At 72.8% G+C, this 13,070-nt stretch carries 14 protein-coding genes; 2 read left to right on the forward strand and 12 right to left on the reverse strand.

What is annotated here, in order from left to right; all coding sequences use genetic code 11:
- Positions 1–2 precede the first annotated feature (2 nt).
- The 12 genes from rplS to VGE38_RS13470 all read right to left on the reverse strand — a co-directional run bounded on the left by rplS (position 3) and on the right by VGE38_RS13470 (position 10,856).
- Positions 3–353, reverse strand: coding sequence for a 50S ribosomal protein L19 (rplS, locus tag VGE38_RS13415; RefSeq protein WP_331143051.1), 351 nt, complete (start codon positions 351–353; stop codon positions 3–5).
- 200 nt (positions 354–553) lie between these two features.
- On the reverse strand, positions 554–1,744 hold the full coding sequence (gene trmD, locus VGE38_RS13420) for a tRNA (guanosine(37)-N1)-methyltransferase TrmD (RefSeq protein ID WP_331143052.1): 1,191 nt from the start codon (positions 1,742–1,744) through the stop codon (positions 554–556).
- Between the two features lie 4 nt (positions 1,745–1,748).
- Positions 1,749–2,297: a ribosome maturation factor RimM gene (gene rimM / locus VGE38_RS13425; RefSeq protein WP_331143053.1), complete on the reverse strand. Its 549-nt coding sequence runs from the start codon at positions 2,295–2,297 to the stop codon at positions 1,749–1,751.
- A 133-nt stretch (positions 2,298–2,430) separates the two neighbouring features.
- Positions 2,431–2,673: an RNA-binding protein gene (locus VGE38_RS13430; protein ID WP_331143054.1), complete on the reverse strand. Its 243-nt coding sequence runs from the start codon at positions 2,671–2,673 to the stop codon at positions 2,431–2,433.
- Between the two features lie 2 nt (positions 2,674–2,675).
- Positions 2,676–3,173: a 30S ribosomal protein S16 gene (gene rpsP, locus VGE38_RS13435; protein ID WP_331143055.1), complete on the reverse strand. Its 498-nt coding sequence runs from the start codon at positions 3,171–3,173 to the stop codon at positions 2,676–2,678.
- A gap of 209 nt (positions 3,174–3,382) precedes the next feature.
- Entirely contained in the window at positions 3,383–4,471 is a 1,089-nt protein-coding gene (locus VGE38_RS13440; RefSeq protein WP_331143056.1) for an amidohydrolase family protein, read from the reverse strand.
- 20 nt (positions 4,472–4,491) lie between these two features.
- Positions 4,492–4,869 carry a hypothetical protein gene (locus VGE38_RS13445; RefSeq protein ID WP_331143057.1) on the reverse strand — a complete coding sequence of 126 codons (378 nt, stop codon included), beginning with the start codon at positions 4,867–4,869 and terminating at the stop codon, positions 4,492–4,494.
- Complete coding sequence (ffh, locus tag VGE38_RS13450) at positions 4,866–6,428, reverse strand: signal recognition particle protein (RefSeq protein WP_331143058.1); 1,563 nt, start codon at positions 6,426–6,428, stop codon at positions 4,866–4,868. The genes VGE38_RS13445 and ffh overlap by 4 nt, the downstream gene beginning before the upstream one ends.
- 64 nt (positions 6,429–6,492) lie before the next feature.
- Positions 6,493–8,715 (reverse strand): [protein-PII] uridylyltransferase, encoded by a 2,223-nt coding sequence (locus tag VGE38_RS13455; protein WP_331143059.1) that lies wholly within the window; start codon positions 8,713–8,715, stop codon positions 6,493–6,495.
- An 18-nt stretch (positions 8,716–8,733) separates the two neighbouring features.
- Positions 8,734–9,072, reverse strand: coding sequence for a P-II family nitrogen regulator (locus tag VGE38_RS13460; protein WP_331143060.1), 339 nt, complete (start codon positions 9,070–9,072; stop codon positions 8,734–8,736).
- A gap of 96 nt (positions 9,073–9,168) precedes the next feature.
- Complete coding sequence (locus tag VGE38_RS13465) at positions 9,169–9,507, reverse strand: P-II family nitrogen regulator (RefSeq protein WP_331143061.1); 339 nt, start codon at positions 9,505–9,507, stop codon at positions 9,169–9,171.
- Positions 9,504–10,856 (reverse strand): ammonium transporter, encoded by a 1,353-nt coding sequence (locus tag VGE38_RS13470; RefSeq protein ID WP_331143062.1) that lies wholly within the window; start codon positions 10,854–10,856, stop codon positions 9,504–9,506. Before VGE38_RS13470 ends, VGE38_RS13465 begins: the two co-directional genes overlap by 4 nt.
- Before the next feature lie 228 nt (positions 10,857–11,084).
- Between VGE38_RS13470 and VGE38_RS13475 the strand changes: the two genes are divergently transcribed.
- On the forward strand, positions 11,085–11,615 hold the full coding sequence (locus VGE38_RS13475) for a hypothetical protein (protein WP_331143063.1): 531 nt from the start codon (positions 11,085–11,087) through the stop codon (positions 11,613–11,615).
- A partial coding sequence (locus tag VGE38_RS13480) for a rhamnan synthesis F family protein (RefSeq protein WP_331143064.1) occupies positions 11,612–13,070 on the forward strand: 1,459 nt, incomplete at its 3' end. The genes VGE38_RS13475 and VGE38_RS13480, both read left to right, overlap by 4 nt.

The following is a 13,070-nucleotide window of genomic DNA, read 5'->3' on the forward strand; positions in this document are numbered from 1 at the left end:
TCTCAGGCCTCGCGGCGCTCCTTGATCTTCGCCTTCTTGCCGCGCAGGTTGCGCAGGTAGTAGAGCTTGGCGCGGCGGACGTCACCGCGGGTCACGACCTCGATCTGCTCGAAGATCGGGGAGTGCAGCGGGAAGGTGCGCTCGACGCCGACGCCGAAGGAGACCTTGCGGACGGTGAAGGTGCGGCCGACGCCGGCACCGTGGAGGCGGATCACGACGCCCTGGAAGACCTGGATGCGGGACCGGTTGCCCTCGACGACCTTGACGTGCACCTTGACGGTGTCACCGGCCCGGAACGCCGGCAGGTCGTCGCGCTTGATGCTGTTGCCGAGCTCGGCAAGCACGTTGCTCATGTTCTCTCCTCGCGAGTGCCACAGGTCAGCCGCGGTCAGCTGGATGTTCAGGTGTGGACCCGGTCGTGGTGGCCGGCGGCGTACGGTTCCCCCTGTGGCAGGAGCCCGACGCAGACCCTCCGTGTGGTCCTCGGAGCGGTCCTTCGGCCGACTGGGCCAGTAGAAGAGTCTGCCACAGCGGCCGACCAGCCAGAAATCCGTCAGCGCCGGCGGGGCTTGGTCAGCATGACCGCCCCGGGCGGCGCCGGGAGGTCGGCGCGCAGCCGGAAGCCGGCCCGCTTGTAGAACCGCTGGTTGGCCTGGCTGTGGGCTCCGGTGAACAGCGCGTACGCCGCCGCGCCGGCCGGCGCGACCGCCTCGATGTGGTCGAGCAGGACCCGGCCCAGGCCCCGGCCCTGCAGGTCCGGGGCGACGCACACCCGGCCGATGTCCCACCAGGTCTCCTCGCTGCCGTCCGCGGCCGGGGCGAGTCGGCCCCGGACCGAGCCGACGAGGCGGCCGGCCGAGCGCACGACGTAGGTGTCCCAGGCCTCGAGGCTGGTGGTGATCTGCTCGAGCGTCTCGTGGAGCGCCGGGATGTCGAGGGTGTCGTTGGCGAGCGCCTCCTGCACCCAGCACGCCCGGGTCAGGGTGAGCAGCTCGCCGGCGTCGCCGGGAGTGGCGCGGGTGACCGGCCACTCGGTGCTGGCGTGGCTCGCGTGGAGCAGGTCGGGTCGGCGCAGCGCGGTCCGCTCGACGGCCTGCTGTCGTCGCCACGCCGCGATCCGGCCGTGGTCGCCGGAGAGCAGCACCGGCGGGACGTCGTACCCCTGCCAGGAGGCGGGCTTGGTGTAGACGGGGTACTCCAGGAGCCCATCCTCGTGGGACTCCTCGACGAGCGACTCGGCGTTGCCCATGAAGCCGGGCAGCAGCCGCACGACGGCCTCGGTGACGGCCAGGGCCGCAACCTCTCCCCCGTTCAGGACGTAGTCGCCCAGGCTGATCTCGCGCACCTCCGCGAGCGTCCGGGCATGGTCGATGACGCGCTGGTCGATGCCCTCGTAGCGGCCGCAGGCGAAGACCAGCCGCTCCCGGGTTGCGAGGTCGGCGGCCAGCCGCTGGGTGAACGGCTCGCCCGACGGGGTGGTGAAGACGATGGTCGTGCCGGCCGCGACGGGGCTCGTGGCGACCTCCAACGCGGCGAACGCCTCGCCGAACGGCTCGGGCTTCATCACCATGCCGGCACCGCCGCCGTACGGCGTGTCGTCGACGGTGCGATGCCGATCGTGGGCCCACTGACGCAGGTCGTGGACGTACAGCTCGAGCAGGCCGCGCTCGATCGCCTTGCCGGGCAGGCTGAGCCGCAGCGGCGAGAGGTAGTCGGGGAAGATCGTCAGGTAGTCGAGCCGCACCGGGTCAGTCCTCGTCGAGCGCCACGGCGACCAGCCCCGGCCGGTCGGCGATGACCACCCGGCCACCGGCGACGTCGACCTCGGGCACCAGCGCCTTGACGAACGGCACCAGCGCCTCCCGACCGTCGGGGGTGCGGATCGTGAGGATGTCCTGCGCACCGCCGTGCAGCAGACCCGTCACCTCGCCGAGCGGGCGGCCCTCGAGGTCCTCCGCGGCGAGCCCGACCAGCTGGTGGTCGTAGAACTCGTCGGGGTCCTCCGGCGACTCGTCGGCCGGCACCGCGACGTGGAGCAACACGCCGCGCGCGCTCTCGGCGGTGGTGCGGTCGGTCAGCTCCTCGAAGGTCGCCAGCAGCACGGTCTGGTGCCAGCGGGCCCGGGCGACCGTGAGCGTGCGGTGTGGGAACGCCGAGCCCTGCGGCGCCCGCGCCTGCAGCACCGCCCCGGCGGCGAAGCGCCGCTCCGGCTCGTCGGTGCGGACGTCCACCGTGACGTCACCACGGACGCCGTGTGGCTTGCCGATACGACCGACCAGGACCTCGATGGACTCCACGGGGAGAGGGTAGTGCGGGCGCGGAGTCCCCGGTTAACCGGTGATTCCGCCCCCGAAGTGATGCCGGTGAGAAATGCAGGACGGGCGCCACCCCGAGGGGTGGCGCCCGTCCTGGATCAGCTCTAGACGCGGCTCAGCGGCGCTTGTCGACGTCGACGAAGTCGACGCGGGCGCCCGCCTTGCCGGCGAGGGCACCGATGACCGTCCGGAACGCACTGGCGGTGCGTCCGCCACGGCCGATCACCTTGCCGAGGTCATCGGGGTGCACCCGGACCTCGAGGATCGAGCCCCGGCGCAGCTGCTTGTCGCGCACGACGACGTCGTCGGGGTGGTCGACGACACCGCGCACCAGGTGCTCGAGAGCCTCCGCGAGCATGCTCAGGCCTTTTCGGTGGAAGCCTCGGCCTCGGCGGCCGGGGTCTCCTCGGCGGGAGCCTCGGCAGCCGGGGTCTCCTCGGCCGGAGCCTCGTCGGCCTTCTTCTCGGCCTTCTTCGGCGCAGCCTTCTTGGTGACGGCCTCGGCCTTGGGCTCGGAGTGCGCCTCAGCGAGGGCCTTGTTGAAGAGCTCGAGCTTGTCCGGCTTCGGGGCTGCGGTCTTCAGCGTGCCCTCGGCACCCGGGAGGCCCTTGAACTTCTGCCAGTCGCCGGTGACCTTGAGGATGGCGGCCACGGGCTCGGACGGCTGCGCGCCGACGCCGAGCCAGTACTGGGCGCGCTCGGAGTCGACCTCGATGAAGGACGGGTCCTCCTTCGGCCGGTACTTGCCGATCTCCTCGATCACTCGACCGTCACGCTTGGTGCGCGAGTCGACGACGACGATGCGGTACTGCGGGACCCGGATCTTGCCCAGGCGCTTCAGACGGATCTTGACGGCCACGTTTGTGGTGTCTCCTTGGAATTCGTGGTGGGTGAGGACAGGCGACCGGCGTGGGGACACCGGCACAGATCCTCGATGGGCACTGCGTCGGACCGAATGAGAGGGTCCGGACCGCGCAGGACTCAACCGGGAAGTCTGCCAGAGTCGGCAGGCACGGCGAAATTGCAGTCGCTCAGCGGACCGCTCAGCGGCGGGCTCAGTGGACCGGCTCAGCGGACGCGGCGACCGCGCAGCACCACGGCCGTGGGGCGCGCCAGCACCGACAGGTCGGCCAGCGGGTCGCTGTCGTAGACCACGAAGTCCGCCTCGGCGCCCTCGGCCAGGTCGGGGGTGAAGCCGAGCCAGGCCCGTGCCCGCCAGGACGCCGCCCCGAGCGCGTACTCGGCCGGCAGGCCCATCGCCGCCATCGCCAGGACCTCCTCGTGGAGGTAGCCGTGCCGGCCGGTGCCGCCACCGTCGCTGCCGGCGAAGAGGGGTACGCCGGCGTCGTACGCCGCCATCAGGACGTCGCGCCGCCCGGTGTGGAGGTCCTCCATCCTGGCCGCATAGGCGGGGAACCTCGCGCGGCCCGCCTCGGCGAACTGGGGGAACTTGTCGGTCTGCAGCACCGTCGGCACCAGTGCCACGCCGCGGGCGACCATCAGCCCGAGGTGGTCCTCGCTCAGCCCGGTGCCGTGCTCGATGCAGTCGATGCCCGCCTCCAGCAGCGGCCCGAGCGAGTCGGGCCCGAAGCAGTGGGCGGTCACCTTGGCGCCCGCGTCGTGCGCCGCCGCGATCGCGGCGGCGACCGCCTCGGCAGGGAAGGACGGGGCCAGGTCGCCCTCCTCGCGCGAGATCCAGTCGCCCACGAGCTTGATCCAGCCGTCGGCACCCCGAGCCTCGCGCGCCGCGTGGACGGCGAGCTCGTCCGGCTCGACCTCGTGGGCGTAGTTGCGGATGTAGCGCTGGGTGCGGGCCAGATGCCGGCCGCACCGGATGAGCCGGGGCAGGTCGTCGCGCTCGTGCACCCAGCGGGTGTCCGCGGGCGAGCCGCAGTCGCGCAGCAGCAGCGCGCCCATCTCCCGGTCCGCGACCGCCTGCCGCTCGACCTCGGCGTCGTCGACGGCTCCCCCGTCCTCGAGACCGAGGTGGTTGTGCGCGTCGACCAGACCCGGGACGATCCAGCCGCGTGCGGCCGTCTCGGCACCGGGCTGGACCTCGTAGGTGACCCGGCCGCCGACGACGTAGAGGTCGCGGACCTCCCCGTCCGGGAGGACGGGTCCCTGGAAGCGCAGCACTGTGTCGCGGCCCGTTGCCATGCCGCGACGCTATCGCGCCCTCAGAGCTGGTCGATGAGCCAGGACGGGCTGAGCGCGAGCGCCACCGCGGCGACGTTCGCCTGCAGCGCCCGGTCCGCGGTCACCACCGTCACGCGATGCCCCTGCTCGGCCGCGGCGCGCGCCTCGGCGACGATCGTGGCGTCGCCGTCACGGGCGGCGTGCACAGTACGCACGTGGGCGTCCCTGCCCGGTCGTACGCCGGCCTTGGCCCCGCCCTCGAGGACGAGCACGACCACGTCGTACGGAAGGTCGGCGACCAGCAGCTGCTCGTGCAGCCGGCGCGCCGCGCCCGCGCGGTCCTTCCACCAGCCGTCCGCACGTGCGCCGACGACGTTCGCGCCGTCGACGACGAGGACCGTGCTCGACCGGGGGCTCACTTCAAGAACTTGCTGAAGTCCTTGGGGAGGTCGAGGGAGGCGGCCGCCTTCTCGTAGTCGAAGTCGTCGCCGTTCGGGTTGCCGAACGGGTTCGCCGGCTTCGGGGCCGCGGACTCCTTCGCCGCCTTCTGCTGGGCCGCCTTGGCGGGGTTGCCCGAGACCCGCTTGCCCTTGCCCTTCTTGGGCGCCTGCTTGGCCCCGGCGCGCTTGCCGCCCATCCCGGGCATGCCCGGCATCCCCGGCATCCCGGGCATGCCGCCGCCCTGGGCGAACCGCATCATCATCTTGCGGGCCTCCATGAACCGGTCGACGAGCTGGTTCACGTCGGAGACCTGGCGGCCCGAGCCCTTGGCGATCCGGGCGCGGCGCGAGCCGTCGATGAGCTTGGGGTTGGCCCGCTCCGCCGGCGTCATCGACTGGATGATGGCCTGGATCCGGTCGATCTCGCGGTCGTCGAAGTTCGCCAGCTGGTCGCGGAACTGCCCCATGCCGGGCAGCATCCCCATGATCTTCGTCATCGAGCCGAGCTTCTTGAGCTGCTGCATCTGCGCGAGGAAGTCGTCGAGGGTGAAGTCGCCGCCGGCGAGCTTCTCGGCGGCCTTGGCCGCCTCGTCGGCGTCCAGCGCCTTCTCGGCCTGCTCGATCAGGGTGAGCATGTCGCCCATGTCGAGGATCCGGCCGGCCATCCGGTCGGGGTGGAACAGGTCGAAGTCGGTCATCTTCTCGCCGTTGGAGGCGAACATGACCGGCTTGCCGGTGATCGACACGATCGACAGCGCGGCACCACCGCGGGCGTCGCCGTCGAGCTTGGTGAGGACGACGCCGTCGTACCCGACGCCGTCGAGGAAGGCCTGGGCCGTGGTGACGGCGTCCTGGCCGATCATCGCGTCGACGACGAACAGCACCTCGTCGGGCTGCACGGCGTCGCGGATGTCGGCCGCCTGCTGCATCATCTCGGCGTCCACGCCGAGCCGGCCGGCGGTGTCGACGATCACGACGTCGTGGAGCTTGCGCTTGGCCTCCTCGACCGACTCCCGGGCCACGGCCACCGGGTCGCCGACGCCGTTGCCCGGCTGGGGCGCGAACACAGGTACGCCGACCCGCTCGCCGTTGACCTGGAGCTGGTTGACGGCGTTGGGCCGCTGGAGGTCGCACGCGACCAGGAGGGGCGACTTGCCCTGACCCTTGAGCCAGAGCGCCAGCTTCGCCGCGAGCGTGGTCTTTCCGGCGCCCTGGAGGCCGGCGAGCATGATGACGGTGGGGCCGGTCTTGGCGTAGCGCAGCCGCCGCGTCTCGCCGCCGAGGATGCCGACGAGCTCCTCGTTGACGATCTTCACGACCTGCTGGGCGGGGTTCAGCGCCTTGCTGACCTCCTCACCGCGGGCGCGCTCCTTGACGGCGGCCACGAAGTCCTTGACCACCGGAAGGGCGACGTCGGCCTCGAGCAGCGCGATGCGGATCTCGCGTGCGGTGGCGTCGATGTCGGCCTCGGAGAGCCGGCCCTTGCCACGGAGGTTCTTGAACGTGTCGGCAAGGCGGTCGGAGAGCGTGGCGAACAAAGGGGTTCCTTCGTCAGGGCGGGCGGATCAGTGACCCAGCCTAACCGGGCCGTCGGCGCGGGGCTCACTCGCCGGAGAGCGCCGCCCTCACCGCGTGGGCGGCCTCGGCGGCCCGCTGGTCCGACAGCGCCCCGGCGGCCGCCTCCTGCAGGTAGAAGACGTCGACCGCCTGAGGGCCCAGCGTGTCGACGTGGGCCGAGCGCACGGTGACCCCCAGCCGGGCGAGCGCCGCACACACCAGGTGGAGGACGCCGGGGCGGTCCGCCGCGCGCACCTCGAGCACGGTCGCCTGCGCCGACGCCTCCGGCTTGACGACCACCGCGGGCGCCAGCGGCGAGTGGCCGGTGCGGCGCAACCGGGCCGAGGGGTCGATCCGCCCCGCGCTGATCGCGTCGAACCGGTCCCGCAGCACCGCCGCGTCGAGGTACTCGTCGGCCACCTCCCACACCGAGATGCCGCAGCCGTCCTGCGACCACGCGCGGGCCGCCCGGACGGCGACCCGCTGCACGGCGAAGGTGGCGGCGATGTCGGCGAGCAGGCCGACGCGGTCGGCGGCGATCACCCTGACGCGGGCGCCGTCGGACACGGCGTCGACCTCGATGGAGACCGCGCCCCGTCGTACGCCGGCGGGGATGGTGACCTCGTGGACCTCGTCGGTCGCCGCCGGTTCCAGCGACCGTCCGCTCGCCAGCGCCGCCCGCGCCCGGCCCGCGAGGTCGCCGACGAGCGAGGCACGCCACGCCGACCATGCCTGGGGACTGGTCGCACGGGCGTCGGCCTCGGTCAGCGCGCTCAGCAGCGCCAGCGCCTCCGGGTCGTCGACGCGGGAGGTGACGGTCGCGACGGTTGCCGGGTCGTGCGGGTCGCGGGTGGTGGCGGTGGTCGGGAGCAGCAGGTGCCACCGCACCAGCGTCTCGATCAGCGCGACGGCCGTCGCGTCGAAGCCCATCCGGGTGGCGATCTCACGCGCCATCCCCGCGCCGGCGACGCTGTGCTCGACCAGGCCGCCCTTGCCGATGTCGTGCAGCAACGCGGCCACGAGGAGCACGTCGGGGCGGGCGACGGTCCGGATCAGCCGGGACGCCTCGATACAGGTCTCCACGACGTGACGGTCGACGGTGAACCGGTGGATCGCCGAGGCGTGCGGGAGGAGCCGGATCCGCTCCCACTCCGGCAGGATCGTGTCGACCGCGCCCGTCTCGTCGAGCGTCTCCCAGACCGCCAACAGCCCGGGGCCCGAGGCGAGCAGCCGCACGAACAGCCGACGCGCCTCGGCCGGCCACGGCACCGGCAGTGCGGCTCCCTCAGCAGCGAGCCGGGCGACCGTCGCGGGGGCGAGCACGACGTCGTGCTCGGCGGCGAGCGCGGCGGCGCGCAGGAACAGCAGCGGGTCCTCGGCGGGACGAGCGCTGCGGTCGAGCACCACCTCGCCGCCCGCGAGAGCGACGCCGGGCCCCAGCGGGGTCAGCGCGGGGCGGCGCGGCGCGGCAGGTGAGGGCCGGGCCAGCACGTGCTCGGCGCGCCGCCAGGCGAGCCGGGACACGTGGGTGAGCATCCTGCCCTGCTGGCGGACGTAGCGCTGCGCCGCCCGCTCGTCGGCCAGGCCGAGGCGCCCGGCGAGCTCGGGCCACAGCTCGGGGGCGATGCGGTCGCTTTGCCGCCCGGCGAGCTCGTGGACGTGGTCGCGCACGTCGAGCAGGTTCGTCCGACAGCGCTCCAGCTCGGTGTGCGGCACGTCGATGAGCCACGTCGCCACCAGGGCGCGCAGCACCGTCGCGTCCCGCAACCCGCCGGCGGCCTCCTTGAGGTCGGGGATGCTGGCGTGGGCCAGCTCCCCCATCAGGGTGTGGCGACCCTCGAGCGACTGCCGCAGCCGCGGCAGCCGCTCGCGGGCATGGCGACGCCAGTGCGCGAGCATCGTCGTCCGCAGTCGCAGCGTGAGGCTCTGGTCCCCGGCCAGGTGGCGCACGTCGAGTAGGCCGAGCGCCACCCGGATGTCGGCGTCGGCCGCTGCCACCGTCTCGCCGAACGAGCGCACGGAGTGGTCGAGCGCGGCGCCGCTGTCCCACAGCGGGTACCAGAGCCGCTCCGCGACCTCGCCGAGCTGACCGTCGTCGTCGTGCACGAGCACCACGTCGAGGTCGGAGTACGGCGCCAGCTCACCGCGACCGTAGCCGCCGACCGCGACGAGGGCAGCCCCGTGGCCCGGCCCGGCGCACGCGTCGTAGGCCCGCGCACAGAGCTGGTCCGCCGCCTCGGCGCGTCGTGCCCGGTCGGCGGCTGTCACGGGCCCGGCGGTGGACGCTCAGAGCGCCGCGTCGTCGCGGTCGCCGGTGCGGACCCGGACGACCCGGTCGATGCCGGCGACCCAGACCTTGCCGTCGCCGATGCGACCGGTCTGCGCGGTGCGGACGATCGTGTCGACGACCGCGTCGGCGTCGCTGTCGGGCAGGACGATCTCGACGCGGATCTTCGGCACGAGAGTCACGTCGTACTCCGCGCCGCGGTAGATCTCGGTGTGGCCCTTCTGGCGGCCGTAGCCGCTGACCTCACTGACGGTCATCCCGGTGACACCGGCGGCCTCCAGGGCAGCGCGGACCTCCTCCCACTTGTGCGGCTTGATGACGGCGGTGACGAGCTTCATGCTGAGGACTCCTTGCCAGCGGCGGCGGTCGGGGGTGGGCACGATTGTGGCCCGGCTGTGTGGGGGCCCGGCCCCGGGTGGGGCCGGGCCCCGGTCTCAGATCGCCGCTGCGTCGCGGTCGCCGGTGCGCACCCGCACGACCGTCTCGACCGGGCTGACCCAGACCTTGCCGTCGCCGATCCGGCCGGTCTGGGCGGCCGAGACGACCAGGCCGACGACGTCGTCGGCGTCGCCGTCCTCGACGAGGATCTCGATGCGGATCTTCGGCACCAGCGCGATGTCGTACTCCGCGCCGCGGTAGACCTCGGTGTGGCCCTTCTGGCGGCCGTAGCCGCTGGCCTCGCTGACGGTCATCCCGGTGACCCCGAAGGTCTCCAGCGCCTCGCGGACCTCGTCCCACTTGTGCGGCTTGATGACCGCTGTCACGAGCCTCATGCCAGCACCCCCGATCCACTCGAGAGGTCGTAGGCCGACTCGCCATGCTGGGAGCCGTCGATGCCGTCGACCTCCTCCTCCTCACTGATGCGCCACCCGAGCGTGAACTTGATGGCCAGGGCGACGACCAGCGTGGCGACGCCCGACCACGCCATGGCGAACAGCGCGCAGGCGGTCTGCAGCAGCAGCAGGCGGAAGTCCCCGTCGTACAGGACGCTGCCCGGCGGTGCCGTCACGTCGCCGTAGTTCTGGGCGAGGAAGCCGACGCCGATCGTGCCGACCAGGCCGCCCACCAGGTGGACGCCGACCACGTCGAGGGAGTCGTCCAGGCCGAAGCGGTACTTGAGGCCGACGGCCAGGGCGCACAGGACGCCGGCGACCGCGCCGAGCACGATCGAGCCCACCGGGGTGAGCGCGCCGCACGCCGGGGTGATCGCGACCAGGCCGGCCACGATGCCGGAGGCGGCGCCGAGCGACGTCATCGCGCCGTGCTTGATCTTCTCGACGACCAGCCAGCCGAGCAGGGCGGCGCAGGTCGCGACGGTGGTGTTGAGCCACACCAGCCCGGTCTCGGAGGTGAACTGGGTCAGCGAGAGCTGCTCGTCGGAGCCGTCGACGAACACCAGCGACCCGACGTTGAACCCGAACCACCCGAACCACAGCAGGCCCGCGCCGATCATCGTCAACGTGAGGTTGTGCGGCTTGATGGCCTCCTTGCCGAACCCAAGCCGCCTGCCGACGACGAGGGCCAGCACGAGGCCGGCGACGCCGGCGTTGATGTGGACGACCGTGCCGCCCGCGTAGTCGACCGGGAAGACGTTCGGCGCGCCGTCGGTCCCGCCGAAGAGCATGCCCGCCAGACCGTCGGCGTCGGCCCAGGTCAGGAAGCCACCGCCCCAGACCATGTGGGCCAGCGGGAAGTAGGACAGCGTGACCCACAGCGGCACGAAGACCAGCCACGAGGAGAACTTGACGCGGTCCGCGACGGCGCCCGAGATCAGGGCCGCGGTGATGGCCGCGAACGTGAACTGGAAGCCGACGAAGATGAGGTTGCCCGGGGCGACGTCGGTGAGCCCGAAGTTCGCGAACGGGTCCGCGAAGAACTGGCCGATCTCGCCGCCGGTGTCCCCCGCCGCGTCCGGATAGCTGTCGCTGTAGGACATCGACCAGCCCCAGAGCACGTAGACGATGCCGACCACCGCCAGAGAGCTGAACGACATCATCAGCATGTTGAGCACGGACTTCGTCCGCGACATGCCGCCGTAGAAGAGGGCGAGACCGGGTGCCGTCATCAGCAGCACCATCGATGTCGCCATGATCATCCAGGCGTAGTAGCCGTCGTAATACACAAGACCTCCACAACTTCACCGGCTCTACACCGGGACGGTTGGCGCGGACAGGCGTGTCTCGGCAGACCCGCTGGGCTGTCGCCGCGAGCCAATCTGGCGGGGCGAGGTTTCCGTGCGCGCCGTCGCCTGTTGCGGCCGTGTAACGCCTCGGTCTGCGGCGTTACGGGCCGGTGACGCCGCCCGGGCTCGTTCATGTCGGCCCCGCGGGCCGCCCGATAGGGTGTCGCCGTGACGCCGACCCCCAGCCCGGAGCGCGCCGAGCCCACGGAGGTCGCGCGGATCCAGGCCACGCTGAGGGAGTGCCAGCAGGCGTTGGCACGGGCGCGGGAGCAGTACGAGGAGCGCGCCGAGGCGGCGGCGACGGCCGTGCGGCTCGACCACGCCCTGACCGAGCTCACCCGCCACCTCCACGAGCGGCTGGTCGCCGCCGAACGCGTCCCGGCGGGACCGCGCGGGTGGCTGAAGCGGCGGATGTTCCCCCACGTCCCGACGCCGGCGGAGGAGGCGGACCTCGCCGTGCTGCACGGCACTCCCCTGCTCGACGGTCCGTGGTACCTGCGCCGCTACCCCGAGGTGGCCGCCACCGGTCTCACGCCGGCCCTGCACTACCTGCGCCACGGCGCGGCGGCCGACCTCGACCCGGGACCCGACTTCAGCACGTTGGCCTACCGGCGTCGTCACCCGGTCGTCGCCCACACGGGCGTCAACCCGCTCCTCCACCACCTCCGCGTCACCGCCGGCGCGGACGCCGGCCGGTGACCCGGCCGCTGCGCCGCGCCGCGCTGCTGGCGGTCTTCGACCCGGACGGCCTGGTCGACGAGGCGCTGCTGCAGCTGGTGCGCGAGCTGGGCCGGCACGCCGACGTGTTCGTGCTGCACGACGGCTACCTGCCCCCCGAGGAGCTGGCCAAGCTGCGCGACCTGGCCACCGGCGCCTGGGCGATCCGGCACGGTGCCTACGACTTCGGCTCCTACGCGATGCTGGCCACGCGCCTGGTCGGGTGGGAGGCGCTGGCCGCGTACGACGAGGTGCTCCTCGTCAACGACAGCTGCTACCTGGTCCGGCCGCTGGACGAGGTGCTCGCGACCATGGCCGACCGGGACTGCGACTGGTGGGGCCTGCAGGCCACCAAGGGCATCGCCGCGACCCGGGACGCGCCGTCGAACGCCTTCACCCAGCCCATCCCGATGGACGTGGTCCGCGAGGAGCTGCTGGCCCGCTTCGAGGAGGACGGGGTCTACGACTTCCTCCTCGGCTCCTACTTCCTCGCCTTCCGGCGGCCGGTGCTCGACGACCCCGCCTTCCGCTCGTTCCTCGCGTCGGTCCGGCCGCAGGACGACAAGCTCCGCGTCGTGCTCGACTACGAGGTGGGCCTGACGCGGCTGCTGATCGGCCGGGGCCACCGGTTCGACACCTTCGTGCCGGAGCTCCATCCGTTCCACCCGATCTTCAGCGAGAACCAGTTCCGGCTGATCGCGGCAGGCTTCCCGCTCCTCAAGCGCTACCTGTTGGCCCACAACCACTACGACGTGCCCGACCTCGCGGCGTGGCGTGAGCGGCTGCTGGAGGTGGCACCGGACGCACCGGTCGACGTCATCGAGACGAGTCTGCGGCGTACGGCGCCCGACGACCGGCTGCGGCGCAGCTTCGCGATCACGCGCGCACCCGACGGCAGCGTCGTCGTACCGAAGCCGTTGCGGGGCCGGCGCTTCGTGGAGCAGGACGAGCAGACGGCCAAGGACCCCGACCGGTGGGTCCTCGCCGTCGACCCGGACACGCACCGGCTTCCCGACAGCGCCCGTGCCCTGCTCGAGGCCGTCCGGGTCGATCCGGCGGTCCGGCCGGTGGTCCTGACCCGCAGCCGGCGGCTCGACCTCGGTCCTGGCGTGCTGGTCACGCCGGTGTCGAGCCCGGAGGGCCGCGAGGCGCTCCTCACCGCCGGTGTCGTGGTCGTCCCGGCGGAGCCGCGTCGCGCGCTCAACGTGCCGGTCACCCTGGCGGGCCGGACCGTCGTGGCGGTCCGCGACGGACTGCAGCTCGAGCCGGCCGGCGCGATGCTCGCGCCGCCGACCGCGCCGCCGGCCTTCGACCCCCGGGAGGACCGGCCCCCATTGTTCCTGCGGGCGGAGCCCACGCCCACCGTGTCGGCGGTGCTGGCCGCCTCGCACGTCGACCAGCTCGCCGCCCTGGCCACCTGGCTCGGCGTGCCCTACG

This window comes from Nocardioides sp. (assembly GCF_036405735.1).
In the GTDB taxonomy this organism is placed as follows: domain Bacteria; phylum Actinomycetota; class Actinomycetes; order Propionibacteriales; family Nocardioidaceae; genus Nocardioides.

Coding starts and splice junctions, on each gene's coding strand:
- VGE38_RS13465 (WP_331143061.1), bottom strand. CDS start 9,507: ATGAGGCTCGTGACAGCGGTCATCAAGCCGCACAAGTGGGACGAGGTC.
- VGE38_RS13460 (WP_331143060.1), bottom strand. CDS start 9,072: ATGAAGCTCGTCACCGCCGTCATCAAGCCGCACAAGTGGGAGGAGGTC.
- rplS (WP_331143051.1), bottom strand. CDS start 353: ATGAGCAACGTGCTTGCCGAGCTCGGCAACAGCATCAAGCGCGACGAC.
- VGE38_RS13430 (WP_331143054.1), bottom strand. CDS start 2,673: ATGCTCGCGGAGGCTCTCGAGCACCTGGTGCGCGGTGTCGTCGACCAC.
- VGE38_RS13440 (WP_331143056.1), bottom strand. CDS start 4,471: ATGGCAACGGGCCGCGACACAGTGCTGCGCTTCCAGGGACCCGTCCTC.